At 72.9% G+C, this 26,631-nt stretch carries 22 protein-coding genes; 13 read left to right on the top strand and 9 right to left on the bottom strand.

The window, feature by feature from the left end; all coding sequences use genetic code 11:
- Window positions 1-122 precede the first annotated feature (122 nt).
- On the top strand, window positions 123-569 hold the full coding sequence (locus AB0C36_RS01935; protein ID WP_358347764.1) for a hypothetical protein: 447 nt from the start codon (window positions 123-125) through the stop codon (window positions 567-569).
- On the opposite strand, the gene AB0C36_RS01930 is transcribed toward AB0C36_RS01935, so the two are convergent.
- On the bottom strand, window positions 560-3,586 hold the full coding sequence (locus AB0C36_RS01930) for an ATP-binding protein (RefSeq protein ID WP_358347762.1): 3,027 nt from the start codon (window positions 3,584-3,586) through the stop codon (window positions 560-562). The two genes, AB0C36_RS01935 and AB0C36_RS01930, sit on opposite strands and share 10 nt — an antisense overlap.
- A complete protein-coding gene (locus AB0C36_RS01925) occupies window positions 3,583-6,450 on the bottom strand; it encodes an ATP-binding protein (protein ID WP_358347759.1) in 2,868 nt (955 codons plus the stop codon). Before AB0C36_RS01925 ends, AB0C36_RS01930 begins: the two co-directional genes overlap by 4 nt.
- A gap of 437 nt (window positions 6,451-6,887) precedes the next feature.
- Between AB0C36_RS01925 and AB0C36_RS01920 the strand changes: the two genes are divergently transcribed.
- The 4 genes from AB0C36_RS01920 to AB0C36_RS01905 all read left to right on the top strand — a co-directional run bounded on the left by AB0C36_RS01920 (window position 6,888) and on the right by AB0C36_RS01905 (window position 11,651).
- A complete protein-coding gene (locus tag AB0C36_RS01920) occupies window positions 6,888-8,063 on the top strand; it encodes a thiolase family protein (RefSeq protein ID WP_358347756.1) in 1,176 nt (391 codons plus the stop codon).
- 2 nt (window positions 8,064-8,065) lie between these two features.
- Window positions 8,066-8,500: a Zn-ribbon domain-containing OB-fold protein gene (locus AB0C36_RS01915; RefSeq protein WP_358347754.1), complete on the top strand. Its 435-nt coding sequence runs from the start codon at window positions 8,066-8,068 to the stop codon at window positions 8,498-8,500.
- A gap of 5 nt (window positions 8,501-8,505) precedes the next feature.
- The gene (locus AB0C36_RS01910) at window positions 8,506-10,929 is read left to right on the top strand and encodes a CoA transferase (RefSeq protein WP_358347751.1); all 2,424 of its coding nucleotides are present in this window, start codon (window positions 8,506-8,508) and stop codon (window positions 10,927-10,929) included.
- A gap of 128 nt (window positions 10,930-11,057) precedes the next feature.
- On the top strand, window positions 11,058-11,651 hold the full coding sequence (locus tag AB0C36_RS01905; RefSeq protein ID WP_358347748.1) for a TIGR03086 family metal-binding protein: 594 nt from the start codon (window positions 11,058-11,060) through the stop codon (window positions 11,649-11,651).
- Window positions 11,652-11,742: 91 nt separating this feature from the next.
- Here the strand turns inward: AB0C36_RS01905 and AB0C36_RS01900 are convergent, their stop codons facing one another.
- The 5 genes from AB0C36_RS01900 to glnT form a co-directional block, all read right to left on the bottom strand.
- Window positions 11,743-12,978, bottom strand: a complete 1,236-nt coding sequence (locus AB0C36_RS01900; protein ID WP_358347746.1) for an NAD(P)/FAD-dependent oxidoreductase — start codon at window positions 12,976-12,978, stop codon at window positions 11,743-11,745.
- On the bottom strand, window positions 12,975-14,330 hold the full coding sequence (locus tag AB0C36_RS01895) for an FMN-binding glutamate synthase family protein (protein WP_358347743.1): 1,356 nt from the start codon (window positions 14,328-14,330) through the stop codon (window positions 12,975-12,977). Before AB0C36_RS01895 ends, AB0C36_RS01900 begins: the two co-directional genes overlap by 4 nt.
- A gap of 42 nt (window positions 14,331-14,372) precedes the next feature.
- Complete coding sequence (locus AB0C36_RS01890) at window positions 14,373-15,092, bottom strand: GltB/FmdC/FwdC-like GXGXG domain-containing protein (protein ID WP_358347741.1); 720 nt, start codon at window positions 15,090-15,092, stop codon at window positions 14,373-14,375.
- The gene (locus tag AB0C36_RS01885; RefSeq protein ID WP_358347739.1) at window positions 15,080-15,796 is read right to left on the bottom strand and encodes a class II glutamine amidotransferase domain-containing protein; all 717 of its coding nucleotides are present in this window, start codon (window positions 15,794-15,796) and stop codon (window positions 15,080-15,082) included. The genes AB0C36_RS01890 and AB0C36_RS01885 overlap by 13 nt, the downstream gene beginning before the upstream one ends.
- A gap of 97 nt (window positions 15,797-15,893) precedes the next feature.
- On the bottom strand, window positions 15,894-17,285 hold the full coding sequence (gene glnT, locus AB0C36_RS01880; protein ID WP_358347736.1) for a type III glutamate--ammonia ligase: 1,392 nt from the start codon (window positions 17,283-17,285) through the stop codon (window positions 15,894-15,896).
- 178 nt (window positions 17,286-17,463) lie between these two features.
- Between glnT and AB0C36_RS01875 the strand changes: the two genes are divergently transcribed.
- The 3 genes from AB0C36_RS01875 to AB0C36_RS01865 all read left to right on the top strand — a co-directional run bounded on the left by AB0C36_RS01875 (window position 17,464) and on the right by AB0C36_RS01865 (window position 19,640).
- Window positions 17,464-17,844 carry a limonene-1,2-epoxide hydrolase family protein gene (locus AB0C36_RS01875; protein ID WP_358347733.1) on the top strand — a complete coding sequence of 127 codons (381 nt, stop codon included), beginning with the start codon at window positions 17,464-17,466 and terminating at the stop codon, window positions 17,842-17,844.
- A gap of 212 nt (window positions 17,845-18,056) precedes the next feature.
- Complete coding sequence (locus AB0C36_RS01870) at window positions 18,057-18,977, top strand: IclR family transcriptional regulator (RefSeq protein WP_358347732.1); 921 nt, start codon at window positions 18,057-18,059, stop codon at window positions 18,975-18,977.
- A gap of 246 nt (window positions 18,978-19,223) precedes the next feature.
- Window positions 19,224-19,640 (top strand): hypothetical protein, encoded by a 417-nt coding sequence (locus tag AB0C36_RS01865; RefSeq protein WP_358347731.1) that lies wholly within the window; start codon window positions 19,224-19,226, stop codon window positions 19,638-19,640.
- Window positions 19,641-19,719: 79 nt separating this feature from the next.
- Here the strand turns inward: AB0C36_RS01865 and AB0C36_RS01860 are convergent, their stop codons facing one another.
- Window positions 19,720-20,181, bottom strand: a complete 462-nt coding sequence (locus AB0C36_RS01860) for a hypothetical protein (protein WP_358347728.1) — start codon at window positions 20,179-20,181, stop codon at window positions 19,720-19,722.
- A 216-nt stretch (window positions 20,182-20,397) separates the two neighbouring features.
- On the opposite strand from AB0C36_RS01860, the gene AB0C36_RS01855 reads away from it, so the two are divergent.
- The gene (locus AB0C36_RS01855; protein ID WP_358347725.1) at window positions 20,398-20,739 is read left to right on the top strand and encodes a chorismate mutase; all 342 of its coding nucleotides are present in this window, start codon (window positions 20,398-20,400) and stop codon (window positions 20,737-20,739) included.
- A gap of 191 nt (window positions 20,740-20,930) precedes the next feature.
- Window positions 20,931-21,506, top strand: a complete 576-nt coding sequence (locus AB0C36_RS01850; RefSeq protein ID WP_358347723.1) for a chaplin — start codon at window positions 20,931-20,933, stop codon at window positions 21,504-21,506.
- 143 nt (window positions 21,507-21,649) lie between these two features.
- On the opposite strand, the gene AB0C36_RS01845 is transcribed toward AB0C36_RS01850, so the two are convergent.
- The gene (locus AB0C36_RS01845) at window positions 21,650-23,368 is read right to left on the bottom strand and encodes an N-acyl-D-amino-acid deacylase family protein (protein WP_358347720.1); all 1,719 of its coding nucleotides are present in this window, start codon (window positions 23,366-23,368) and stop codon (window positions 21,650-21,652) included.
- Between the two features lie 202 nt (window positions 23,369-23,570).
- Here AB0C36_RS01845 and idi point away from each other — a divergent pair, with 202 nt between their 5' ends.
- The 3 genes from idi (at window position 23,571) to AB0C36_RS01830 (ending at window position 26,566) form a co-directional block, all read left to right on the top strand.
- A complete protein-coding gene (idi, locus tag AB0C36_RS01840; RefSeq protein ID WP_358347717.1) occupies window positions 23,571-24,140 on the top strand; it encodes an isopentenyl-diphosphate Delta-isomerase in 570 nt (189 codons plus the stop codon).
- Window positions 24,141-24,360: 220 nt separating this feature from the next.
- Entirely contained in the window at window positions 24,361-25,311 is a 951-nt protein-coding gene (locus AB0C36_RS01835) for a M48 family metalloprotease (protein ID WP_358347714.1), read from the top strand.
- A gap of 274 nt (window positions 25,312-25,585) precedes the next feature.
- Window positions 25,586-26,566, top strand: coding sequence for a hypothetical protein (locus AB0C36_RS01830; protein ID WP_358347713.1), 981 nt, complete (start codon window positions 25,586-25,588; stop codon window positions 26,564-26,566).
- The last annotated feature ends 65 nt before the right edge of the window (window positions 26,567-26,631 follow it).

Genomic DNA, 26,631 nt, shown 5'->3' with positions numbered 1-26,631 from the left:
CGCGCGGGGGCGTCGTCCGGACCCGCTTCGCCGCGGGTCCGGACGACGGACGATCGGCGGCACCGCGGGAGTCGGCCGTTTTTCCCGGCCGACCTTCCCGTTCACAGCACGAGGAGTCACGCGTGGTCCTCCACCACAGTCCGGCACCCACCCGGGGCAGCACGGTCCCGCGGGGGCTCGGCGCCCGCTGGGTATCCGAGGAGACCGTGGTTCCGGGGCACCGGGGCCACGCCGGGTACGACCTCCGTGACTTCTTCCTGGACATCCGGCTGGCCGGGGACGGCACCTTTCGGGGCTCGCACACCGCGTACCTCATCGACAAGAAGCCGGCCGACGACCCGCGAGACGTGGCGCGCTTCCGCTACCGGCGCTGCCACGTACTGCTCGGATACGCGTACGGCTATCTCGACGCCGCGCACGGATCCGGCGAGATCACCATCGAGGGCTACGGCCACAGTCCTCTGTCGGTGCACGCGGAACGGGGCCGCCTGGTGCTGGGACTCGACGAGTCCGTCATCACCTATTGCCCGGTCATGTACACCCGCGCGGTGCTCCTCCGTCAGCGGTGATCGGCGCTCTCCGCGGCACCTTCGGGTACGCCGCCGGAGAGGCCGCCGATTACCGCACCGTCCGGGGCGACACCGGTGACGACCGGCGTGCCTGCGCCCGGCACAACTGCCGGGAAGGGGACGGGGTCCAGCAGGTCGGCCAGTCCGTCGCGGTCGGTGCCGAGCTTCGCGTACACCGCGGTCAGGTGCTTCTGCACCGTGCCTAGCTGCACCGCGAGATGCCGTGCCACCGCCGTGTTCGACATGCCGCGCGCGACCAGCTCCGCCGTCTGGCGCTCACGCGCGGTCAGCGCCTCGACCCCGGTCCGGTACGCCCGCCTCGGCCGCCCGCCGGCCGCGACCAACTCGGCCCGGGCCCGCGCGGCCAGCGCCTCCGCTCCGCAGCGCGAGGCCGCCTCCAGTCCTTCGCCGAGGCGCAGCCGCGCCTCCGTGATGCGTTTCGCCCGGCGCAGCGCCGCCCCGAACTCGACGAGCGAGACGGCGTATTCGTACCGGTTGGGCGACTCCGCGAGCCAGCGCACCGACTCGCCCAGCTTGGCGAGCCCTTCCGGACCGCCGGTCACCTGGCCTGCGGCACGCAGCGAGATCCCCAGGCCCGCGGGTGAGCCGAACACGTACGCCTGGCCCACCGCCCGGTTCGCCAGGCGCCGGGCCGCGGCGGGATCGTCGGTGGCGAGCGCCAGCGCGAGCAGCGGTCGCCAGGCGCACAGGCCCGGGTTGCCGACCCCGCGTGCGTCGAGCTGCTTGCCGGCCGCCCTGAGGTCGGCGGCCGCGGCCGCGTATTGGTGCCGGGCCAGCCGCAGTTCGCCGCGCACCACCTGCGGCACCGGGGAGATCACCGCCTGAGGCTGCTGCACGCCGTAGTCGTGCCGGTCCACCAGCTCCTCGGCCTCGTCGAGGCGGCCCATCGCGATGAGGGTCTGGATCAGCACGCCCAAGCCGTACCAGCGTGCGGGCGCGTCCGGGCCCAGCCGTTCCGCGTATTCGAGGCCCTTGCGTACCCCGGCCTCGGCCTCGACGAGGCGCCCCATGCGGTAGCGGATGTGCGCCAGCAGTGTGTGGCCGAACGACAGATGGGTGCCGCGCCAACCGCGCGCCTCCAGCTCGGCGATGCCCTCGGCGAAGAACTGCTCGGCGCGGTCGAGTTCGTCGCAGTAGACGAACGACTGCGCGGTCATCACCGGGACTTCGAAGCCCCATTCGTCGTCCACCCAGCTGAGCGGCGGGGACATGGCGCGTTCCGCGTACGCCAGCACCTGCACCGCCGGGTCGCCGCGCACCACGCCGTACCACGCGCGGATGCCCAGAAGGCAGCGCTCGGTGGTGTCGGAGCCGGCGAGCCGTCCCGCCAGCGCACGCACCCGGCGGGCCCGGGCGTGCGAGTCGGTGTCGTCCGTCCAGAAGATCGCCCAGAGGAAATGGTCGGCCTGCAGGCGCAGCCGGGCGCGTGAGAGTTTGGTGGCACGGGCCTCGGCGTCCAGCAGGTGCACGGCGTCCGCGAGCCGGTCGTCGTGCGCGAGGGCCTTGGCGAGGCGCAGCACGATGGCGTGCCGGGCCTCGCTCTCCGGTTGCGCGCCGGCCAGCGCCGCGGTCAGGTGCTCGATTGCCGCGCGCGGGTCGTGGACAAACGCCGCGAGGCCCAACTCGTACAGGACAGAGGTGCGTTCATCGCCGAACGGCGGTTCGTTCAGGGCCCGGAGCAGGTTGCGGTACGCCGAGTCCGGCGCCCCCGCCCGCAGGTCCTGCCGGGCCGCGCCGCGCAGCCGTCGCACGACCCACTGGTCCCCGGACGGGAACGTCGCCAACAGGTGCGCCGCGGTCTGCGCGTCGTCGTGGCCGTCCGCGATCAGCAGCCGCGCCGCCTTCGCGTGCATCGCGCCGCGTGCCTGCGGTGGGATGCGCCGGTAGACCTCGGTGGCGATGGTCGGGTGGGCGAATTCCAGGGTTTCGTCGCCGGCGAGCACGCGGACCGCACGCAGCGAGTCGGCCGGCCCGACCGCCTCGGCCAGGGTGAGGCCCGCCATCTCCGCGGCGCGGCCCAATGTGGCGTCGGCGCCGAGGACGGCGACCGCGCGGGCCAGGCGTACCGCGTTCTCACCGGTGCGCTCCAGGCGCCGGATCATGCCCCGGCCCACGATCGCCGCAGCGAGCGCGTCGAGCTGCTCGGCGTTGGCGGCCGTCGGCTTGATGTCGCGGTCGACGATCTCGCCGACCAACTGGGCCACGACGAACGGCACGCCGTCGGTGGCGCGGTGGCACAGTTCGGCGAAACGGTGCTCGGCCGCGTCGCCCAGCCGGAGTTGAAGCATCGCGGCGACGGCGCCCGGGGACAGCACCGCCAGTTGGTGCTGGAGCGTGTTGGGCAGCGTCACCAGATCGCCGAGCAGGTCGGCGTTCGGCGTCGGCTCCTCGGGGCGGCGCGCCACGACGAGGAGCACCGGCATCGACTCGACGGTGCGGGCGAACGCCTCCAGCCAGGTGAGCGATTCGCGGTCCGCCCAGTGCGCGTCGTCGACCAGCACCACCATCGCGCCGCGGCGCTGCGTGAGCCCGGCCATCAGCCAGTCGAGCGCGTCGCGTACGCCCTGCGGTTCGGGCGGGGCGACCTCGTGGTCCGGGTTGGACGGCGGCAGGCCCACGGCCGGCGCGACCATGTCCCACCAGCCGCCCAGCAGTTCGTGCCGTTCGGCGTCGGTGCACGCGACCAGCAGGGGACGGAAGAGCTGGCGTACCACATGGAACGCGCGGCCCTGTTCGCGCTCCCCGCCCTTCGCGTGCAGCACGGTGCAGCCCTGGGCCGCCGCGCGGCGCCGTGCCGCGTCGACCAGGGTCGTCTTGCCGAGCCCGGCCGCGCCCTCGAACATCAGGACCCGGCCGCGCTGCGCCCCGCCGAATCCGGCCGTCGGCGCGGCGTCGAGCAGACTGCCGATGAGCCCCTGGAGCAGCGCGAGCTCGTCGCCGCGTTCCAACAGTCCCGCGTCGGCGGGGTCGTACGCGGCGGAGGCCGCGGCGCTCATCGGGCGCCTCCCGAGCCGGGGCCGAGCATGGCGGTGGGCGGCAGTTCGCCCATGTCGGCCAGTTCGGCGCGTGCCGCGTCGGCCAGGGCGTTGGCCCCGCACTCCACGGCGACGGTCAGACCCTCGAACAGCGGGTCGACGGCGTCCCGGTCGCCGTACTCGCGGCGCAGAACCATGCCGTACTCCACCAGGGTCAGGGCGTATTCGTAGCGTGCGTCGGAGTGTTCGAGCCACATCAGGGCGTCCTCGACCTTCGCGAGGCCCTTCTGCCCGCCTTCCAGGCGCCCGGTCACCCGCAGCGCCTGTCCCATCGCGGAAGGCGCGCCGAACCGGTACGCGCGGCGCAGTGCCTCGCCGGCCTGCTCGTACGCGGCCTCCGGATCCCGCCCGGCGAGTGCCTTGGCGAGGTTGACGCGCCACCCGCACCAGGCCGGGTTGGCGACGCCGCGTCCTTCCAACTTCGCGCCGGTCTCCAGGAAGTCCGCCGCGGCCTCGTCCGCGAGGCCCAGGGCGAGCCGGAGTTCGCCGCGCACCGCCTGCGGGTCGGGGAACACGACGGCGCTGGGGAAGGGCTCGCCGAACGCGTGCTCGTCGGCTATCCGGGCGGCCTCGCCGACCCGGCCGCGGGCGACCAGCACCTGGATCAGCGTGCCGAGCGGGTACCAGCGCGCGGGTGCGGTCGGCGGCAGGCGCAGCGCGAGCCGCAGCCCGATCTGGCAGTCCTCCTCGGCCTGGACGAGCTTGCCCTGGCGGTAGCGCACGAGGCTGCGCATGGAGTGCGCGTACGACAGGTGCGTGCCGCGCCAGCCGTGCGCCTTCAGCTCGGTGATGCCTTCGGTGAACAGTTCCTCGGCGCGGTCGTTGCGGTCGCAGTACATGTACGTGAGGGCGAGCAGGCTGGGGATCTCGAAGCCCCAGTCCTCGTCCGTCCAGTTGAGGCCCGGGCCCCACGCCTGGTCGGCGCTCGCGAGGACCTGCACCATCGGGTCGCCGCGCACCATGCCGTACCAGGCGCGCAGGGCCAGCAGGCAGCGCTCGGTGCGGTTGCTGCCCTCGAGCCGCACGACGAGGTTCTTCAGGCGGCGCGCCCGTGCGTGGTAGTCGGGGTCGTCGACCCAGAACACCGCCCACAGGAAGTGCTCGGCCTGCAGGCGCAGCCGTGTCGCGGACGCGTTGGCGGCCTGGGCCTCGGTGTCGAGGAGTTCGACGGCTTCCTGGATGCAGTCGGTGTACCCGAGGGCGCGTGACAGGTGCAGGACGCGGTCGCCCGCGTCGTCGGCGAGTGCGACCCGCAGGTGGTTGATGGCCTCCTGAGGGGACGTCACGAAGGTGGCGCGGCCCAGCTCGTAGCGTACGGCGGCCCGGTCGGCGGGACGCGGCGGCTCGATCAGCGCACGTTGCAGGCAGCGCAGGGCCGAGTCCGGGGCACCGGCGCGTTTGTCCTGGGCGGCGGCTTCGCGCAACTGCTCGACGACCCACGGGTCGCCGCAGGGTTCGGTGGCCAGCAGGTGCAGCGCGGCGGATCGCGCGTCGCGGCCGTCCGCGACCAACAGACGTGCGGCGCGCGCGTGCAGGGCGCTGCGGGCGCTCTTGGGAATCCACTGGTAGACGGCGCCGGCGATGAGCGGGTGGACGAAGTTCAGGACGTCCAGGTCGACCAGGATCGCGGCGGCGCGCAACCGGTCGGCGATCAGCCCGACTTTGTCCATGTCTATCTCGGCGAGCGAGGCGACCCGGACGGTGGTCGCGTCGGACCCGAGGACGGCGACCGCACGGGCCACCGCGATGGTCGCCTCGCCCATGCGCTCCAGCCGGGCCGCCAGTTGCTCGCCGATCTGGTCGGCGGCGATGGCGCCGAGGCGGCCCGTGTTGGCGGCGACCGGGGCGATGCGCAGGCGCCGGACCTCGCGCAGCATCGCCCACAGCACGAAGGGGCTGCCGCTGGTGACCTCGAAGCAGCGTTCCCGGAACGCGGTGTCGGCGCCGGAGCCGAGCGCCTCGCCGACTATGTACGAGACCGCGGCGCGGGACAGCGTGTCGAGAGAGATGCGACGGGTCCGGTCCAGCGCGCACAGCTCGCGCAACAGGGGTTCGACGTCGGTGACTTCGCCGGTGCGCCGGGAGACCAGGAGGAGCACGGGCCACTGGTCGAGGCGGCCGGCGAAGCTGGTGATCCAGGCGAGGGACTCGGCGTCCGCCCAGTGCGCGTCGTCGACGACGAGGGCGACCGGGCCGCGGTGCCGGGTCAGGCCGGTCATGAGCCAGTCGAGGGCGTCCCGGATACCCAGCGGGTCGGGGGCGAAGCCCGCGGTCGCGGGGCAGAGGCCGAGCGCGGGGGCGATGATGTCGTGCCAGTCGCCGAGCATCGCGGCGCGTTCGTCGCCGGTGCAGCCGGCGAGGAGGTTGAAGAACAGCTGCTTCACGACGGAGAAGGAGCGCGTCTGCTCGCGCTCGGCGCCCTTGGCGTGCAGGACGGTGCAATGGTGTTCGACGGCTATCCGCCGTGCCTCGTCGAGCAGCGTGGTCTTGCCGCACCCGGCTTCGCTCTCGACCACCAGAAGCTCTCCGGGGCGTGCGCCCGGCGCACCGGATTCGGCGCGTGCCTGCTCGCACAACTTGCCGATCACCCTTTCCAGGACGGCCATTTCGTCGTCCCGTTCGAGTAACGGCGCCTGCGCGAGCAGCGGTTCCGAGCCATCCCAGCCGGACACCTCGACGGCAGCGCCCCGGCGCACGTCGATGCGACGCGCGCCGCCTTCGCGCCGTGCGGGCGCGGAGGACGAGCGCCCGTCGGAGGCCGCGTCCGCCGCTGCTCCGGCGGGCCGCAGGGCCCCGGAACCCGGCGATCCGTTCGCTTCTGCCATGACGGCACCTTCCCCACGAGGGTGCACGCATCGTCCGATGGCGGTCGGGCCGACGCGTATGCAAGTTCCATCCTGGCCTATGGAGGTCACCCGATGTGCCCGCCTTAACACAGAAGTCCTCATTGATTGCGGAGATCCGGTCCGCTGAGCGGTGCCACCCGGTCGTTGGCCCCGCTCCGATGCGTCGCGGCCCGTGCAGTCCGGATCAGACTGCGAACAGAGCCGGTCTCCCGCCCCGTTGCGCGGTCCGCGATTCACGGGAATTCCTCGCAAGCTGACCGGAAACGACCGTGAACGACAGTGGCGCCTTACAACCAATGGCTCTTGACTCCTCATCACGTCCCGCTTCAAATGGGCCTTCGCGAAGGGCGCGCAACCCTCGCGGACGAACGTGCCGGCCGTCGGGCCGGGAACGGCTGAGAAGGGGAGACGTCGCCATGGCACCGGGGTCCCATCCCTACCGCGACGTCGCGGTGGCGGGCGTCTTCAACACGGCCCAGGCCCGCCGCCTGCCGGACCACACGTCCGTGTCGGTGACCGTCGAGGCCATCCACGGGGCCCTCGCGGACGCCGGGCTCGGCCTGGACGACGTCGACGGGGTCTCCGCCGCCGACCTGTCCGCCAAGCTCATCTACGACCTGCGCCTCGGCCCGGCCTGGCGCGGCACGCAGTACGGCCTGGGCATGATCGCGGAAGCCGCCTCGGCGATCGCGTCCGGCATGTGCGACGTGGCGGTGGTGGCGTCGGGCGAGGCGGGCGTCTACACCGACCACGCCGCGACCGCCCCCTGGACCCGCCCCGAGAACGAGTTCGTGATCCCCTGGGGCCTGTTCACCGCCGCCGAGTTCGCGCTCATCGCCCGCCGCCACATGATCCGGTACGGGACCACCGAAGAGCAGCTGGCCACCGTCGCCGCGACCATCCGCAACAACGGGCACGTCAACCCCGAGGCCGTCTACCACGGCCGCGGACCCTTCACCCCCGCGGACATCCTGGCGTCCCGCCCCATCGCGGAGCCCTTCCACCTGCTGGACTGCGCGATGACCTCGGAGGGCGGCTGCGCCCTGGTGCTGACGAGCGCCGACCGGGCCCGCGACCTGCCGTCCGCACCGGTGTACCTGCTGGGCATGGCGGCGGACTGCCACGGGCCCGCCTACCAGCACCCGCCCGCGTACGACCTGGCCGGGAGACGCGACGACGAGCACGTCGTCGGCTCGGTCGGACGCCGGGCCGCGGACCGGGCGTTCCGCACCGCCGGCCTCGGGCGCTCCGACGTCGACGTCCTGGAGCTGTACGACCCCTTCTCCTTCGAGGTCATCCGGCAACTGGAGGCGTTCGGCTTCTGCGAGCCGGGCGAGGGCGGGCCGTTCGTCGCGGACGGCCACATCGCACCCGACGGCAAGCACCCGATCACCACCGACGGCGGGCTGATGTCCTACAGCCACGCCGGATCCAATCCCCAGATGCTCCAGCGCGCGATCCGCGCGGTGCAGCAGGTGCGCGGCACCTGCGTGTCGACGCAGATCCCGGGGGCCAGGGTGGCCCTCGCCAGCGCGGGCGGCTCCGGCGCCCTGTTCAACCAGGTGGCGCTGTTCGGAACCGAGAGGCCCTGACTGTGCTCGAACCCCAGACAGGCATACCCCTGAACCCCGTCACGCCGCTCACCGCGCCCTTCTGGGACGGCTGCGCGGACGGCGAACTGCGCTACCAGCGCTGCACGCAATGCGGAACGGCGAACTTCACCCCGACCGACCTGTGCCGGGGGTGCGCCTCACGGGCGCTGGAGTGGCGCGTCAGCGCGGGGCTCGGCACCGTCTACAGCTGGACGATCGTGCACCGCCCGGTGACGCCGAGCTTCACCACGCCGTACGCCGTCGCGATCGTCGACCTCGACGAGGGCTACCGCATGCTCACCAACCTGATCGGCATCGAGGTACACGCGGTCCGCGAGGGCCTGCGCGTGCGGGTGGACCCGCACGGTGTGGGCGGCGAACGCGTACTCCCCTACTTCAGGCCGCAGTTCACCCCCTCGACCGCCCCCGGAGGTTGATCGCGTTGGCTCCCACCGCTCCGTTGGCCGGACTTTCCGTCGTCGAACTCTCGTACGGCGTGCCCGGCGGCTACTGCGCGAAGCTTCTGCGCGACGCAGGCGCACACGTGGTGAAGCTGGAAGGCGCCGACGGCGACCCGCTGCGGCGCGGCCGGGACGGCACCGCGGGAGCCGCCGGGCGCGCGGCCGGCGGCACCACCCCGGGGGAGGACGACTCCGCGCTGTTCCGCTACCTGGCCGTGGGCAAGGCGGTGCGCGCGCTCGACGACTTGTCGGCCGCGGCCCGGGACGGCGCGCTGCGCACCGCCGACCTCCTCGTCGAGGACGGCCGGCTGGCCGACGCCGAGATCGCCGCGCTGCGCGCGGCGAACCCCGCCCTGGTCGTCGTCTCGATCACCCCCTACGGCCGCACCGGCCCGCACGCGGGGCGCCCCGCGACCGAGTTCACCCTCCAGGCGTCCTGCGGTTCGACCGGCGGGCGCGGTCTGGCGGGGGAGGAGCCGCTGCAGGCGGGTGGCCACATAGGCGAGTGGGTCAGCGGCGGCTACGCGGCGGTCGCGGGACTGGCGGCGGCGCACGCGGCCCGGCGTACCGGACAGGGCGACCACGCGGACGTCTCGATGCTGGAGTGCATGGCGTCGACGATGCAGACGTACGGCTCGGTCGCCGCCTCGCTGTTCCGGGCCACCGGCGTGGACTTCGTCAGCGGGCGCACTCTGGAGATCCCGTCGATCGAGCCGACCGCGGACGGTTGGGTGGGCTTCTGCCTGGGCACCGGCCAGCAGCTCCAGGACTTCTTGCTCATGATCGAGCGCCCCGACCTCATCGACGACCCCCGGTACGCGACGATGGGTGAACGGGCCCGCAACCGCGAGGAATTCCTCGAGATCGTGCGGGGATGGACGACGAAGCAGCGCACCGAGGACGTCGTGGCGCTCGCCGGGGCGCTGCGCATCCCGGTGGCGGCGGTGGGCACGCCGAGCACGCTCACCTCGGTCGACCACTTCGTGCAGCGCGGGGTGTTCGTGCCGAATCCGTACGGCGGCTTCCTGCAACCGCGCGTCCCGTACCGCATCGGCGAGTTCCGGGGCGTGCCGTTCGAGGCTTCGGCACCCGACGCGGCCCCGCCGGCCGCGTCGGAGGCGGTGGCGTCCGAAGCGGTGGCGTCCGAGGTGGTCGCGGCCGGGTCCGGCGCACCCGCCACCCCCGGGGACCGGCCTCTCGCCGGGCTGCGCGTCCTCGACCTCACCGCCTTCTGGGCCGGCCCCAGTGCCACGCTCACGCTCGCCGCGCTCGGTGCCGACGTCATCAAGGTCGAGGCGCACAAGCGCGCCGACGGCATGCGCTTCGCCTCCGCCCGCAAGCCCGGCGAAGACCGGTGGTGGGAATGGGGGATGGTGTACTTCGGTGCCAACCCCGGCAAGCGCGGCATCACCCTGGACCTCGGCACGCCCGAGGGCCACGACCTGGTCCTGCGGCTCGCCGAGACGGCCGACGTCGTCATCGAGAACTTCTCGCCCCGGGTCATGGACAACCTCGGCCTCACCTGGCCGACCCTCCAGGCCCGCAACGAACGCCTCATCCTGCTGCGCATGCCGGCGTTCGGGCTGGACGGCCCGTGGCGCGACCGCACCGGCTTCGCCCAGACGATGGAGCAGGCGTCCGGCATGGCCTGGATGACCGGCCGCGCCGACGGCCCGCCACTGATCCCGCGCGGGCCCTGCGACCCGAACGCCGGTACGCACGCGGTCTTCGCCCTGCTCGCGGCGCTGCGCGAGCGCGACCGCACCGGCGTCGGCACGATGATCGAGTCCACGATGGTCGAGGCGACGCTCAACGTGGCCGCCGAGGCACTGACCACCTACACGGCCGAGGGCCGCGAGGTACGCCGCGACGGCAACCGCGGCGCGGGTGCCGCCCCGCAGGGCGTCTACCGCTGCGCCGGCGACGACGCGTGGGTCGCGCTGGCCGCCGAGACCGTGGCCCAGTGGGCCGCGCTGCTCGGCGTCGTGGGTCCGGACGAACGCTGGTCGGGCGACGAGGACCTGAAGACCCGCCGCGACGCACACGACGAGATCGACGCCGTGGTGTCCGCATGGTGTGCGACGCGCGGGCCCGCGGACGCCGAGGCCGAGCTGCTGGCCGCGGGCGTGCCGGCGGCCGTGGTCGTGCCGCCCGCCGCGATCGAGTCCGACCCGCAGCTCGAACACCGCGGCTTCCTCAACCGGGTCGTCCACCCCGTGGCGGGCGAGCACCGGGTGCCGGGACTGCCGTTCCGGCTCGCCTCGGTCAGCGGCCCGTGGGTGACCCGCGCCGCGCCCACGCTCGGCGAGCACACCGCCGAGGTCCTGTGCGGCGAACTGGGCCTCACCGAAGACGAACTGGCCAACCTCACCGAGAAGGGGATCACCGGGACCACGCCGGGCTGACCACCCCGGGCGGGACCACCCCGGGTCGACGGCACCGGATCATGGCGCGTAGTTACAGCGTTTTTGAGCTGTCCGCGCACTACCGTGGTCGGTCCGAGCTGGGTGATCGTGCCGGAAGGTGGTTCCGAGTGAATGCTGTCGACGGACTCAAGGTGCTGGCCGAAGCGCATGCGTATTTGCGGGCGGCAGCAGTCGGTGTGCCGGAGGGCTCGTGGGGCGCCGCGACACCGTGCACCGAGTGGACGGTCCGTCAGGTCCTGAACCACGCACGGCTGGACCAGCAGGCGCTGGTCATGCAGATCGATCCGGAGGCGGCACCCACCGGCGACCCGTTCTCGCCGGCCGACGAACTGTCCGACGACGCGATCGCCCGACTCGACGCCGTGCTGGCGCAGTCCGCAGCCGCATGGGGCTCGGTCGATCCGCAAGCCCAGGACGTCCCGACCCCGATGGGCCCGATGCCGACGCAACTCGGCGCGGCCGTCGCCGCGCTCGACGCCGCCGTCCACGCGTGGGACATCGCCAAGGCCACCGGACAGGACCTGGCGCTGACCGACGAACTCGCCGAAGGGCTCGAGGCCGCGGCGCAGCGCACCGTCGACTTCGTACGCGACAACTTCGGCAAGTACGGGCCGGTCGTGCCGGTTCCCGAGGACTCCGGCAGCGCGGACAGGCTCCTCGCCTTCACCGGGCGGGACCCGCGCTGGACCCCGGCCGGTTGAGCCGTCCGCACGCCCGAGGCGACGGGCGTCCGCGGCGGTCCGGCCGCACATGGGCGGCCGGACTGCCGCGCCGTTCCCGTGGGTTCGGTGCTCAGCGCATCTCGCCCGCGCCGACGTACGGGTGCCTGCTCGCCAGCGGGCGGCCTTCGGCGAAGCGCTCCAGGCGGAAGTCGGTGCCGCGGATGTCGGGATGGGAACTGGCGCCCTCGCACAGCAGATCGGCGACGAGGGTGCCGACCGCGGGCGCGATCTTGAAGCCGTGTCCGCTGAATCCCGCCGCGACGAACAGCCCTTCGGGACCCGCCGGGCCGATCACCGGGTTGAAGTCGGGGGTCGCGTCGTAGCAACCCGCGTACGACGTCGCGAACGCGGCGTCCGGCAGGCCCGGGAACCGCGCGGCGAAGCGCAGCGCGGCGCGCTCGGTCTCGGCGGGGGTGGCGAGGTTCGCGTAGCGGTCCGGGTCCGCCCAGTCCGGGGCGGCCAGATCGCTGTTGCCGACCAGCAGGTTCGGCCCCTCGGTACGCACGTACTGCAGGTTCACGAGGTCGGACAGGACGGGCGACTCGGCGAGCGGGGCGCCGGGTGCCACGAGGAGGACCGGCTCGCGCATCGCGCGTACCGGCAGGTCCACCCCGACCGGCGCGACCAGGCCGCCCGACCACGGCCCCGCGGCGACCACGACGGTGGCGGCGGCGACGGCGGACCCGTCGGCGAGGCGTACGCCGGTCACCCGGTCGCCCGAGGTCAGCAGCGAGACGACCCGGGCGTGCTGCCGGATGCGGGCGCCCGCGCGCTTCGCCGCCCGGGCGAGGGCGTGGCAGGTGCGGTAGGCGTCCCCATGGCCGCCGCGCGCCTCGTACGCGAAGCCCGCGAAGTCCTTCAGCTCCGCGGCCGGCCACATCTCCGCCGCGGTGTCGTGGTCCACGAGCCGCGTGTCGATGCCGAGCGCACGCTGCGCGGCCACGTTCGCCTCCAGCGCCCGGACGTTCTCCGGGCCCACCCCGACCAGGTACCCGCTCTGCCGGAAACCGACGTCCTGCCCCCAGACCTCCTCCGCCTGCTCGAACAACCGCAGGCTCTGCCAGGCCATCGCGGCCAGCGACGGGACGCCGTAGTGGCAGCGGACGACCCCGCTCGACTTGCCCGTGCCGCCGGAGCCGACGGTGTCCCGCTCCAGCACGAGCACGTCGCGGACACCGCGACGGGTGAGGGCCCACGCCGTGGCCGCGCCTTCGATGCCGCCGCCGACGACCACCACGTCGACGACGCAGCCGCCGGTGAGACCGCGTACGGCGGCCGGTCCGGGGCCGCCGGGCAACCCGGTCACGGCGCCGCTCCCGGGATCCACGACGTTCCGGCCAGCGGCACGCGGGCCATCGCGGCCGCCTCGACCGTCAGCGCCACCAGGTCCTCGGGCTCCAGGTGGTGGACGTCGGCCTTGCCGCAGGCGCGGGCCAGCATGGTGGTCTCCATGGCCAGCGCACGCAGGTAGTTCGCGACGCGGTCGGCTCCGATCTGCGGGTCCAGGCGCCGTTCGAGCGCCGGGTCCTGGGTCGCGATGCCGACCGGGCACAGGCCGGTGTGGCATCCCGTGCAGGAGCCGGGAGCCGCGGCGAGGGGCAGGTAGTCGCCCGTCACGTCGACCGGCGCACCGTCCTCACCCGGGTACGAAGGGGCGTTGCAGCCCAGCGCGACCAGCGACGCGACCCCGATCGAGACGGCGTCGGCGCCGAGGGCGAGGGCCTTGGCGACGTCCGCGCCGGACCGGATGCCGCCGGAGACGATCAGTTGCACCTCGCCGAGGACGCCCATGTCGGCCAGTGCGTCCGAGGCCTGCCGCACCGCCGCCAAAGTCGGGATGCCGGTGTGCTCGATGAAGACGTCCTGGGTCGCGGCGGTGCCGCCCTGCATGCCGTCGACGACGACCACATCTGCCCCGGCCGCGACGGCGAGCCGGACGTCGTGGTCGACACGTGTTGCGCCCAGCTTGACGTACACCGGGATGCGCCAGTCCGTGGCCTCGCGCAACTCCTCGATCTTGATGCGCAGGTCGTCGGGGCCCATCCAGTCCGGGTGGCGGCTGGCGCTGCGCTGGTCCACACCCTCGGGCAGGGTGCGCATCGCGGCGACGCGCGGGCCGACCTTCTGGCCGAGCAGCATGCCGCCGCCGCCCGGCTTGGCACCCTGTCCGAGCACGACCTCCACGGCGTCCGCGGCGCGCAGTGCGTCCGGGTCGAATCCGTAGCGCGACGGAAGGCACTGGTAGACAAGGGTTTTGGAGGACTGCCGCTCCTCGGGGGTCATGCCGCCGTCGCCGGTGGTGGTCGACGTCCCCACCGCGGTCGCCGCCCGGCCCAGGGCCTCCTTGGCGTTCGCCGACAGCGCGCCGAACGACATGCCGCCGATGGTGACGGGGATGTCGAGCACGATCGGCTCGGCCGCGTTCCGTGCGCCCAGCACCGTCCGTGTCACGCACGTCTCGCGGTAGCCCTCCAGGGGGTAGCGCGACGCCCCGGCGGTCAGCAGCGTCAGGTCGTCGAAGGAGGGGACGGCACGGCGCGAGCCGAGGCCGCGGATGGCGTACCGGCCCAACTCGGCGCGCTGCCTGATCTCGTCCATGACCGAGGGCGGGAAGGTGTGGTTGGCGGGCGACGGAGAGGGGAGGGGGGTTGTCTCCATACCTTGCTGGCTCCTGGAGAGGGGGTCGGTGAGGGACGGAGTTCAGTAGGAGCCCGCGCGATGGGTGTCGAAGTGGTACAGCTCGCGGGCGGACGCGACCCGGGTGACGTTCTCCGGGTCGATGTGGTCCAGGTCGTGGGCTTCGGCCAGGCTGCGTACCAAGGCGACGTCCTCGGAGCGGAGTTCCTCGATCCGGGCGTCCGTGCCGAGCGACTTGACGCGGCCCGCCACGTAGATGACGGCCTCGTACAGCGAGTCGCCGAGGGCCGGGCCGGTGTCGCCACCCACGAGCACGGTGCCGGCCTGTGCCATGAACGCGCAGTAGCCGCCTACATCTCCGGCGACCACCACGGTGGCGCCCTTGAGGGATATCGCGGTACGCAGCGAACAGTCGCCGGCCACGACGACCGTGCCGCCGTGCGCGCTGGACGCGACCGACTGCCCGGCGTCGCCGAGCACGTGCACGCTGCCGGACATCAGGTTCTCCCCGACGCCCCATCCGGCGCGGCCGTGCACGGTCACCGTCGCGTGCTTGCCCAGCCCGCCGACGTAGTACCCGGCGGGGCCGTCGATGTCGACCGCGACGTCGGCGTCGAGCCCCACGGCCAGGTTGTGCCGACCGCGCGGATTGACGACGCGCGCCCGGCCGCCCGGGGGCAACGACCTGAGCGCCCTGTTGACCTCGCGAAGCGTCAACTTGTCGCGGTCCAGCACGAGTTCGGCATTGCTCAGGCGTTCGTAGCCGGGCATCAGCGTGACCACAGATGGACCTCCTCCGGGGCGGGCTCGAAGACGCGCGCGGTGTCGATGCCGGGCAGGCCGGCGAGTGCGCGGTACTCGGAGGCGACGGCGACGTACGCCTCCGTTTCCGCGATCAGCAGCGGCTTGCCGCCGACGACGTCGCGAACGACGGCGAACTGGGTTGCGGTGGTGGCGAGCAGCGTGAAGAACCCGTCGAAGGTCTCGCACACCTTGCCCAGAGCCTTCTCCAAGTTGTCGCCGTCCGCCAGGGACGAAGCGATGAAGTGGGCTGCCACTTCCGAGTCGTTGTCCGTGTCGAACCGGACGCCGTCGCGTACCAGCGCGCGGCGGATCGTCGCGTGGTTGGCGAACGAGCCGTTGTGGACCAGGGCGAGGTCGCCGCCGGGCGTGAACGGGTGGCAGTGCGCGGCGGTCACCGCCGACTCCGTCGCCATGCGGGTGTGTGCCAGGCCCTGGTGGCCCGTCCGCCTGGCGAGGTCGATGGACGCCGCCACGCCGGCGGGCGGTCCGACACCTTTGTAGACCGTGAAGTCACCCGCGGTGTACGCCGGTTGCCCGGCTCCCGTGGCCGTGTCTCCGTAGAGCCCGATCCCGGCGGAGTCGGGGCCGCGCTCCGCGATCCGGCCGAGCATGTCGGACAGCAGGGTGCCCAGGCGGGCGTGGAGACCGCGGTCGCGCAGGTGCAGGCCGACGATGCCGCACACGGATACCGCCTTTCCTCGTAAGGGACTTCGGCTTGGGGGTGCCGCGACGGTGTCGCGCCGGCGCCGTACGTACGGGCGTCGGCGGCCGCGTCGGCGGTCAGAACGCCGTGAGGTATCGGTCGATCTCCCAGGGCGTGACCTGGGAGTGCCAGGCGAGGAACTCCTCGCGCTTGAGCCGCCCGTAGTACCCCGACACCCGGGCGAGCGGGTCGGCGGCGTCGAGGGTGCCGCGCACGACGTCGTCCGCGGCCAGCGCCTCGGCGGCGTGCAGCAGCGTCGGGGGCAGCGGAGGCGCCTTGTCGAGGGCGCGCCCGGGCGGGCCGGCGTCCAGGTTGCGGTCCAGGCCGTCCAGCCCGGCACCGAGCAGGACCGCCATCGCCAGGTACGGATTGGCCGCCCCGTCCACCGCGCGCACCTCGAAGCGGTCCTGGTCGGGCACCCGGATCAGGTGGGTGCGGTCGTTGCCGCCGTAGCTCGCGGTGCGCGGCGCCCAGGTGGCGCCCGACGCGGTGCTCGTCGCGCCCGTCCGCTTGTAGGAGTTCACGGTCGGGGCGATCACCGACTGCAGTGCGGGTGCGTGCCGCAGGATTCCGGCGATGAAGCCGTACGCCGTGTCGGACAGGCCGAGCCCGCGCGGGTCGGCGGGATCCGGGAACACCGGGTCGTCGTTGTCGTCCCACAACGACATGTGCAGGTGCAGGCCGGTGCCTGTGCGGTCGGTGAACGGTTTGGGCATGAACGTGGCCGTCATGCCCGCCGCTTCGGACATGGCGTGGACCAGGTAGCGGAAGGTGATGATCCGGTCGGCCGTCGTCAGCGCGTCCGCATGGGTGAAGTTCTGCTCGAACTGCCCGTTGGCGTCCTCATGGTCGTTCGCGTAGTTGTCCCAGCCGAGCGAGTTGACGGCGTCCGAGATGCCCGTCAGGTGGTCGTACATGCGGGTGAGCGCGCGGGCGTCGTAGCACGGCTGCGCGGACCGGTCGAGGGGATCGGCCGGGGACAACGCGTCGCCGTCGCGCTCGACGAGGAAGTACTCGGCCTCCGCGCCGACCTGCGCGGTGAATCCGGCGGCGGCGAGGCGTTCGAGCGCGGTGCGCAGGATGACGCGTGGGGCGAACGGCCATGGCCTGCCCTCGACATACGGGTCGCAGTGCACCATCGCAAGGCCCGGCCGTACGAAGGGCAGCGGGGTGTACGAGGCGGGGTCGGGGACGGCCATGACCTCGGGGTCGGTGGGAGTCTGCCCGAGCGCCCCCGCCGCGTAACCCGCGAACCCGGCGCCTTCGCTCGCGAGCCGGTCGACGCTGTGCGCGGGGACCAGCTTTGCGCACGGTTTGCCGGTGAGGTCGACGAAGGTGGCGAGGACGAACCGCGCACCGTCGGCCTTGACCCGTTCCGAAAGCGAGGGCTCGGTCTCGGGAACGGGCGTATTCTGGAAGGGAATCCGTCCCTGCCCGGCGTCGGCCGCCGGATGAGCCTGGGTGGTCATCGAGTCGCCGTCCCTCTACTGGGTTGTCCACTCTCAGGAATCTCTGTCTTCCATCAGTAGACACGTGCGGGATTTCGGCGTGTGGGCGTCAGCGTAACGGCGGCGTTACTTCCTGTGCACAAGATCGGCGCCCCGACGGCTATGGCGGTCGTATCGTCCGACCACTACGGTCGCGCGCATGGATGCAGCAGCGACGGTCGACGAGTTCATCAAGGCGTGGGGTCGGCTCGACCCGGACGAGCTGGCGGGGTACTTCACCGAGGACGCGACCTACCACAACATCCCGATCATGCCGGTGACGGGACGTCAGGAGATCCGCGACTTCATCGCCGGATTCGTCGGGCCTTTTACGGGTGCCGAGTTCACCGTCCACCACCAGGCGGTGCACGGGGACACGGTGCTCAACGAGCGCACGGACGTGTTCACGTTCCCGAACGGCAACACGCTGGAGATCCTCGTCATGGGGGTCTTCGAGCTGCGGGACGGCAAGATCCACGCCTGGCGCGACTACTTCGACCTCGCCGCGGTGACCAAGGCGCTGGCGGAGAACTCCGGCTGACGGGACCCTGGTGTCGCCGACGGCGGCCAGACCGTCGGCCGTCGGCGATCTTGGCCGTCGACCACCCCCACGGGTCTGTGTTCCGACGTGTTTGCGGCTGTCGGTGCGGCGCGCGGCGGGGTATGGGGTGGTTCGCTTGGTAGCGTGTGGCGCGCCCGCGAGGCGGCGCGGGATCCGGCCCGCGACCGGGCGGCTGAGGGTGGAGAAGGACGATGGCGGCGGTCGACGGCGGCGGAACCGACACGGCGTCCCCCGGGACGAGCCCGTCGCCCCCGACGGACCGGGTCGTCGGCGTCCTGGAACTGCTCGCGAGCCGTCCCGCGCATGCTTTCAGCCTCAGCGACATCGCCCGGGCGCTCGGCATGAGCAAGGCGACGTGCCACGCGGTCACCGCCAGCCTCGCCAACGCGGACTACCTGATCCGCAACCCCGTGGACAAGACGTTCACGCTGGGACCCGCACTGGTGGCGACCGGTCGGGCGGCGGAGTTGTCGTACCCGGCCGTGCACCTCGCGCAGGCGGAGGCCGTCGCCCTCGCCGAAGAACTCGGCATGCAGGCGACCGCGGCGATCCGCAGTGAAGGCCACCTGGTGATCGTGGCCCACGCGGGCAGCGGACCCGACGCCGGAGCGGTGCGCATCGGCCGGCGGATCCCACTCGCGCCGCCCTTCGGCGGCGTCTTCGTGGCCTGGGCGCCCGACGAGGTGATCGACGACTGGGCGTCGCGTACCGAGCGCCCCGCGCCACGCGGGCCCCTGCTCGCGTCCCTGGGGGCGATCCGCGAACGCGGCTACAGCGTCGAGCGTCTGACCCCCGCGGGGGTCCGCCTGCGGCACGCGCTCGCGGAGTTGAGTGACGACCCGTTGGCCGAGGACCTCCAGCCGATGGTCATGGCGCTGCTGGCCGAACTGCGCCAGGCCGAGTACCTCCCGGGCGACCTCGCCGGGTCCGGCCGCCACCCGGTGAGCGCGTTGAGTGCCCCGGTGTTCGACGCGCACGGCGGGACGCAGATGAACCTCTCCGTACAACCCCACCGCGAGATGACCGCGCGTGAGATCGACCGCGTCGGCCGCCGCCTCCTCAAGGCCTGCACCCGGGTCACCACCGCGGTGGGCGGCAAGCCTCCGGCCTGACCCGGCAGTTCCTGAGGCCCGCCGGGCGCGGTGCCGCGTACGCCTGCCCGGGCGGGCGTACGGGAACTCGGAGGTTGGACGGTGCGTTCCGTGGCAGAGGCGCCCGACGCCGTCCCGTGGTGCGACGTGTCCCCGGAGTGCGGGGCCGCCGCCCGGCGGGCTCTGCGGCATCATTGCGGTCAATCCGGGTAACACTCGGATTCCGGACCGCGCGTGGTCCGGGGCGAGAATGCGGAGGTTCCCGCGATGAACACCACTTCGGTCGCCGCGCTGGTGACCGCCGTCGTGGGCTTGTCCGCGTGCGCGTGGACGTTCGTGCACGGCGCGCGGCAGAGCCGTATGACGGTGTGCGTTCTCGCGTCGATCGTCGTGTGCCTCTCCCTGGTCCTCCTGTCGATCGGGCAGGGCCGCCTGGCCGCCCTGGACGCCGCGCTGGTGATCGGCGCGCTCGGGCCGCTGGTGACGATCGTGGTCGCGGTACGCGGGCGAGGCCGGAACAGCCCCGTGCACGGCCCCGGTTCCCGGCAGCGCGCAGCGGAGCCCGCCGCGGCGCGCTCGGCGGCACCCCAGGCCGCCGCCCCGCGGTCGGCGCCGCCGGTGCCTCCGGGACAGCACGAAGCCCGCCCGGGCGGCGCGCACAGCCGTCGTCGGCACGCGCGCTGAGCCGGACGGGCAATCGCCGCCGCCGCGGAACCAGCCCGGACCACCCGGACCAGCCCTGCTCAGCCGGGATCCGCGGGAATCAGCCGGGGTCGGGCTTGCGCAGGTAGAAGCTGACCGCCATCCACACCACCCCGGCCGACGCCGCGAGCGTCACCAGAACCAGTGCGAAGACCAGGAAGAACAGCGTGCCCGCGGTGAGCAGGGCCGCGAACACGATGCTCAGGACCAGGGCCAGCGCCCACACGCGCCGCCGCTCCCGCTGCCGGGCGGCCGCCGAGGTCGCCGACGCCGCGGAGGTCGTGAACGGGAAGTCGGGGGCCTCGGTGCATTCGTCCGCCCCGGGCGCGCTCGCGGGCCCCTCCTGAGCGGGCCCTTCGGCCGGGCCGTCGTCGGCGGATCCGCGGCGGCGCAGCGGCCTGCGGCCGGTCCGCGGGACCCGCATCCGGCGCATCGCGCGGTCCAGATCGCGGTCTTTCCGCAGCTCGGCCTCTATCAGTTCGAGCGCCCGCCGCTCTGCGGGTGTCAGGCGGACGTCATCCATACCGATCGCCCCCTCATGCCTCGTCGCATGCGTACCGACCGGGTACGCGCCCAGATGAGCAGGTAGGTCCGCGTCGGCCGTACCTTGAGATTCCCCGGGGAGAGCGCCGCGACACCTGACTCGTGCCCGCGGAGATCCGCCGTACGGGCCGGGCAAGATCCGGAAGTCGGGGCCTCGCCGCCGGGGTGCCCGGCTGCCCGGGTAGGGTGGCGCGACATGGCCGACCGAACCACCGAACAGCCCGAGCGCGGCGGCGACGCGCCGACGGACGCGCCGGCGGTGCCCGCCGAGCTCCAGGACCTGCGGGACAGCATCGACAACATCGACGCGGCGCTGGTGCACCTGCTCGCAGAACGGTTCAAGTGCACCAAGCGCGTGGGCGTGCTGAAGGCGGCGTACGACCTGCCGCCCGCCGATCCGGCGCGCGAGGCGGTCCAGATCCAGCGGCTGCGCTCCCTTGCGGCGGGTGCGAAGCTCGACCCGGATTTCGCGGAGAAGTTCCTGAACTTCCTCATCGCCGAGGTAATCCACCACCACACGTCGATTCCGCGTTCCTGAGCCGTTTCCAACTGTCCGGGTCAGTCCGAAGTGATCGGCCAAGCGGTCTCTTTCGTACTTCTGACTACCCGTCACAGGTGAATGCCCGGCGGTCAGTCGTGCATACGGGCGAATTGGTGATCTTCCCGTTGCCCCCGTGGGGTGTCGCGCGTTGATGACGGTGGAACTCCGGTTCCACCGTCATTCGAACGATGGGAATCAACTCAGTGAACGAGTTCGCCAAGAAGACCGTGGTGGCTGCCGCCATGGTCGGCAGCGCATTCGCCTTCGGTGGGGGGACGGCATACGCCTCCTCCGCCGCCGACGGCGCGGCCGTCGGTTCTCCCGGTGTGCTCTCCGGCAACCTGCTCCAGGTTCCGGTGCACGTGCCCGTCAACCTGTGCGGTAACACCGTCAGCGTCATCGGTGTGCTCAACCCGGCTTTCGGCAACACGTGCATCAACGGCGAGGGCGAGATGAAGCCCCCGCCGCCGATGCCGCCGCACAACCCGCCGCACAAGCCCCCGCACAACCCGCCGCACAACCCTCCGCACGAGCCGCCGCACTGCCCGCCGCAGGGCCCGCCGGCGTGCCCCCCCACCACCCCGCCGGTGAAGCCGCCGCACACCCCGCCGGTCAAGCCGCCGCACACGCCGCCGGTGAAGCCCCCGCACACCCCGCCGGTGAAGCCGCCGCACACGCCGCCGGTCGAGGAGTGCCCGGAGGAGGAGTGCCCCTGCCCCGAGATCCAGGTTGTGCACGAGGTGACGGACAAGGTCACCCTCTGACCTTCCCAGGTCTTGGTTGACCCCCGTCGTCCGGCGAGATCCGGATGAACGGGGCGCAGTACCGACCCGACGATATGTAAGCCCGAGGCCCCGAACACCCATGCGGTGTACGGGGCCTCGGGTCGTTCTCGGGCGGTCGGGCCTCAGCTGCGTCGGCCGCGGATCAGGGTGCCCGGCAGCTCGCCCGTGTGCTCGCCCTCGCGGAACGTGACGCTGCCCGCGACGGCGGTGGCGATGTAGCCGTCGGCGCGCTGGATCAGGCGCGGGCAGTCGCCCGGCAGGTCGTACAGCACCTCCGGCGGGTGGGTGCGCAGCCGCTCCAGGTCGATCACGTTGAGGTCGGCGCGCATGCCGGGGGCGAGGCTGCCGCGGTCGCGCAGGCCGTACAGCGCGGCGGTGTCCGAGGTCATTTTCTTGACGGCGAGTTCGAGGGGCAGCCGGTCGCCGCGCGAGCGGTCGCGCGCCCAGTGGGTCAGCATCGTCGTGGTCATGCTGGCGTCGCAGATGGTCGCGCAGTGCGCGCCCGCGTCGCCGAGGCCGAACACCGAGCGCGGGTGCAGCAGCATCTCGCGTACCGGTTCGAGGCTGCCGTCCGCGTAGTTCAGGATCGGGATCATGAACATGCGGCGGCCATCGCGCTCCAGCATCAGGTCGTAGAGCACCGCGTCGGGCTCGCGGCCCTCGCGCTTCGCCCGCGCGACGACGCTGTCCTCGTACGCCGGTTCGTAGTCGACCTCGTCGCCGATCGGCACGATGCGGTCACCGAACGCGCTCAGCAGCGAGGACTGCGCGCCGCTCTCGCCCAGGATCGCGTCGCGGACCTCCGCGGTGCGGAGGCGCGCCACCCGCTCGGTCATCGGCAGCGCGGCGAGCGCGTCGAACGTCGGCCGGCCGCGCAGCGGGTGGTACGTCGTCTCCAGGCTGAAGATGAGGCCCGTCGCCCGCCCGGCGACCTGCATCCACACCTCGGCCCCGGCGTCCGCGGCGGCCTGCGTCTCGGCGAGCAGGTCGCGGTACAGGGCGGGCGACGCGTTGGACTGCGTCATGCCGTACGCCACCGGCCGGCCGATCGCCGCCGCAAGCCGCCGCATCCATGCCACCTCCCGCGAAGGCGCGAGGTCGTCCTCGCCCGCGACCCCGGCCGGCGCCACCTCGAACACGCCGTGCCCCGCCTCGCGCAGCGCGGCACCGATGCCGAACAGCTCGTCCTCGGCGGCGTACGTGCCCGGCACCGGCTCGCCGTCGATCGCCCGGTGCATGATCGTGCGCGACGTCGTGAAGCCGAGCGCGCCCGCCTCCATCGCCTCCCGGACGATCGCGGCCATCGCGGCGATGTCCTCGGGGGTCGCGGGCTCGTTGCGCGCGCCGCGCTCGCCCATCACGTAGGTGCGGACCGGGCCGTGCGAGATCTGCGTGCCGACGTCCATGACGATGCGCCGGGTGGCCAGGTAGTCGAGGTACTCGGGGAACGACTCCCAGTGCCACTGCATGCCCTCGTGCAGCGCGGTGCCGGGGATGTCCTCGACGCCTTCCATCAGCTCGATGAGCCGGCGCCGCTCGTCGGGGCGGCAGGGGGCGAAGCCCACCCCGCAGTTGCCGGTGACCACGGTCGTGACGCCGTGCCAGCACGCCGGGGTGAGCAGGTCGTCCCAGGTGACCTGCCCGTCGAAATGCGTGTGGATGTCGACCCAGCCCGGTGTGACCAGCGCACCGTCGGCGTCGATCTCGGTGCGTCCGGCGCCGATGCCGGACCGGTCGCCGACCGCGACGACGCGGCCGTCCCGTACCGCGACGTCGGCCGTACGCGCCGTCGCCCCCGTCCCGTCCACCACCGTGCCGCCGCGGATCACCAGGTCGTGCATGAGGAGCCCTCCCGCCGTACGCAAGCTTGTGATGAAACCTCATTAACCGATGGTCCGCAGTGAAGCAGTACGGCCTTGCGATGTCGATGGCCGCGGCACTCGGGAGTGGTCCGAATACCGCCCGGAATGCCCACGGCATAAAGCCGGGGCCGGTAGGGTTTTGGGGTAAGTACGGACAGTAGCGGGACGGTAGGGAGCACGCATGACGCAGGCAGCGTCGCCCGACATCGTGATGGTCGAGCTTGTCGACGCGGACGGCAACACGATCGGGCTTGCGGAAAAGCTCGCGGCCCACCAGCCGCCCGGGCAACTGCACCGCGCCTTCTCGGTGTTCCTGCTCGGCGAGGACGGCGGCCCCGACGCGGGCGCCGTGCTGATGCAGCGCCGCGCGCTCACGAAGTACCACTCGCCCGGGCGTTGGTCGAACACGTGCTGCAGCCACCCGTTCCCCGGCGAGGCCCCGGCGGATGCCGTCGCCCGCCGGGTCGGCGAGGAACTGGGCGTCAAGCCCGCCGTGTTGATCCCCGCCGGGCTGGTGACGTACGACGTGACCGACGAGGTCTCCGGCCTCGTGGAGAAGGAGTTCAACCACCTCTTCGTGGGCCGCGTCGGCAGCGCGCTGGAGCTGAACCCGGAGGAGGTGGGCGAGGTCGCGTACGTCCCGCTCGCCGAACTCGACGCCTGGCTCGCCGAACACGACCACACCGCATGGCTCGACGCGGTCCTCGGCGCGGCCCGCCCGGCCCTGCAGGACCTCGCCGACGGCCGCTGAGCCCCGCGCGGTGCGGCACGAGGTGTGGAGGGGCGTGAGCCACGGCACTTGCCCGGGTTTCACGCCCCTCGTCACGTCTCGCACCGCCCCCACGCGACCCCGCGCGGCCGTCCGCTCCGCACACAATTTGCCAGTGTGAGCAAACCCTTTCGTGTGAACCCTCGGAATGCTGGGCACAGCCGCCTCCTCTTGGTAGAAAAGTGCGGACAGGGGTCCCTCGGTGCCCAGGGCGGAAGGCGGCAGCGACGTGATGCACGGGTTCGTGCTTGCGCTCTTCGCGGCGACAATTCTCGTGACCGCGCCCTTCGTGCTGGACCGCGCCGAAGCGGCCGGCTTCAGCCCGCGCCTCGTGCAGCAGGGCTGGCGGGCCGCGGCGGGTGGCGCACTGGTCTCCCTGGCCCTCGCGGTGCCGGTGTTCACCACCGACCTGTGGACCGCCCCGGCGCGGGCGATGGGCATCGCGCCCGGCATCGGCTTCGTGGACGTGCCACTCGCCGTACAGGTCGCCGTCGCGTGCACGGTGCTGCTCGGCCTGGCGGCCGGCTGGCGGCGCGGGGGACCGGTGGTACGCGACTACCGCCGCGCGCTGCACGTCCAGCTTGACCGTCTTGAGGCCACCAGCCCGGTCCTGGACGAGGTCGAGCGCGGCCACCCCCGCCTCGTGATCGTCGAGGACGCGCAGCCGCGGCTCGTCCTGCTGCCCTCCCGCCCGCCGCGCGTCGAGGTCACCACGCGGGCGCTCGACCTGCTCAAGCCCGAGGAGCTGAACGCGGTCCTCACCCACATGTCCGGTCACCTGCGCCGCCGCGACGCGCTGTGGATGACCGCGTCGGAGACGATGGCCGAGGCGTACCCCCGGGTGGGCTTCTTCGTCCGCTGGGCCGACCACAGCGCGGCACTCGCCGAGAAGGGCGCCGACGCCGACGTGCACGGCCCCATCGCCCGGTCCAACCTGCGGCGCGCGCTGGCGAAGCTCTCCGGCCCGGGCCAGGCCAACGGCCCCTTCTGCCCCTGCTTCGCGTGGCCGCAGCAGCGCCAGGAGGAGTTGACCGTCCGCCAGCCGCGGACTCCCCGGACCCCGGTCGCCGTCGTGGCCCTCCGCGCCCTCACCGCCGCGGCCCTGCTGGTCCCGACCCTCGTGGTGGCGTCCCCGCACTTCATGTACGTCTGACGCGGCGCGCATCCGGCGCATCCGAACATCGCGCGCATGTGGGCCGCGCGCTTTCGGTGTCCTCCGCATTCGACGCACGCGGTCTGCCCGCCGCCCCTGCCCCAGGCATCCGGCATGCACCTCGAACCGCCGTCCGGACCGCGTCCGGACCCCTTGCCCCCGCCGCGCAACGCACGTGGCAGGCGGGGCGGTGGTGGTGCTTTGGTACGCCTTGCGGTACGTCTAGTGCTGTGGCCGGACAGCCCAGGCCAGGGGTGTTTTCGCGGAGGTGGGAATGAACGACGAGAGCCCCTGGAAGGCCCGCATGCGGTCCTGGTTCGCGCACGACGACCAGGACGGGGCCACGCGGGCCGAGACGCTCGACAACCTCGCCGAAGCGCTGCTCGCGGCCCGTCGGCCCCTGGTCGTGGCCGGGTCCGGGGTCGTGGAGCACGACGCCGTACCGGGTCTGCGCGCGTTGGCCGCCGAGGCCCGCATCGGGGTCTACAACACGTGGCGCGCCAAGGGCGTGCTGCCCTGGGACAGTGACTACCACCTCGGCACGATCGGCCTCCAGGAGCACGACCTGGCGTTGTGCGGGCTGGAGGCGTACGACCTGATCCTGGCCACCGGCCTCGTCGACGGCGAACCGCCCGCCCTGCCCGACGGGCTCCCCGTGGTGCCGTGTGCGGTCGGCGACCTGGAGATCCTGGCCGTGCGCTGCGCCCACCGGTCCGGCGAGGAGACCGTCGAAGCGCCCCTGCGCGAGCGACTGGCCGCCGTCGTGCAGAAGGCATGGGGAGGCGCGACGCCGCCCCTGGCGCCCACGCTGATAACCCGCCAATACGCGCTCCTGCTCGGCGAGCGCGGCATGGTCGCGGCCGACGCCGGGACCGCGGGTTTCTACCTCGGGCGGACGTTCCCCACGCTGCGCCCCCGGACCGTCGAGCTTCCCGCCGTCCCCACCCCCGGGTTCGCCGCCGCCGCGGTCGCCGCGCGGCGTACCGCCGAGCCGGACCTGCCCGCGCTGGCCCTCGTCGACGGGGAGCGCCCCGACGCGGCGACCGAGCAGGTGGTGGCGGAGGCCGCCGCGCGCGGCATCGTGGTGCCGGTCGTGTGCTGGGCTCCGGACGGGCCGCCGGTCGGCATCGAGGAGCACCTGCACGATGTACGCAGGGCGGTCGCCGCCGACGAGCCGATCGTCGTGGTCGTCGGGTACGACCCGGGCCAACTCGCCGACCTCGAACATGTGGCGGGTCACATCACCGCCTGGTGACCACTAGGGCTGTGCTCGCAAAGTTTATAAGGTTAGAGCGCGCACCCGTCCCAGGCATCGCCGCG

Origin of the sequence: Streptodolium elevatio (assembly GCF_040649515.1) — a bacterium.
Lineage (GTDB): Bacteria > Actinomycetota > Actinomycetes > Streptomycetales > Streptomycetaceae > Yinghuangia > Yinghuangia elevatio.
This window is presented reverse-complemented; position numbering and strand designations above follow the sequence as displayed.

Bases quoted from the DNA above. Each gene is read 5' to 3' on its own strand.
- AB0C36_RS01930 (WP_358347762.1), bottom strand. From the start codon at position 3,586: ATGAGCGCCGCGGCCTCCGCCGCGTACGACCCCGCCGACGCGGGACTG.
- AB0C36_RS01925 (WP_358347759.1), bottom strand. From the start codon at position 6,450: ATGGCAGAAGCGAACGGATCGCCGGGTTCCGGGGCCCTGCGGCCCGCC.
- AB0C36_RS01920 (WP_358347756.1), top strand. From the start codon at position 6,888: ATGGCACCGGGGTCCCATCCCTACCGCGACGTCGCGGTGGCGGGCGTC.
- AB0C36_RS01895 (WP_358347743.1), bottom strand. From the start codon at position 14,330: ATGGAGACAACCCCCCTCCCCTCTCCGTCGCCCGCCAACCACACCTTC.
- glnT (WP_358347736.1), bottom strand. From the start codon at position 17,285: ATGACCACCCAGGCTCATCCGGCGGCCGACGCCGGGCAGGGACGGATT.
- AB0C36_RS01875 (WP_358347733.1), top strand. From the start codon at position 17,464: ATGGATGCAGCAGCGACGGTCGACGAGTTCATCAAGGCGTGGGGTCGG.
- AB0C36_RS01870 (WP_358347732.1), top strand. From the start codon at position 18,057: ATGGCGGCGGTCGACGGCGGCGGAACCGACACGGCGTCCCCCGGGACG.
- AB0C36_RS01865 (WP_358347731.1), top strand. From the start codon at position 19,224: ATGAACACCACTTCGGTCGCCGCGCTGGTGACCGCCGTCGTGGGCTTG.
- AB0C36_RS01860 (WP_358347728.1), bottom strand. From the start codon at position 20,181: ATGGATGACGTCCGCCTGACACCCGCAGAGCGGCGGGCGCTCGAACTG.
- AB0C36_RS01855 (WP_358347725.1), top strand. From the start codon at position 20,398: ATGGCCGACCGAACCACCGAACAGCCCGAGCGCGGCGGCGACGCGCCG.
- AB0C36_RS01850 (WP_358347723.1), top strand. From the start codon at position 20,931: ATGGGAATCAACTCAGTGAACGAGTTCGCCAAGAAGACCGTGGTGGCT.
- AB0C36_RS01845 (WP_358347720.1), bottom strand. From the start codon at position 23,368: ATGCACGACCTGGTGATCCGCGGCGGCACGGTGGTGGACGGGACGGGG.
- idi (WP_358347717.1), top strand. From the start codon at position 23,571: ATGACGCAGGCAGCGTCGCCCGACATCGTGATGGTCGAGCTTGTCGAC.
- AB0C36_RS01830 (WP_358347713.1), top strand. From the start codon at position 25,586: ATGAACGACGAGAGCCCCTGGAAGGCCCGCATGCGGTCCTGGTTCGCG.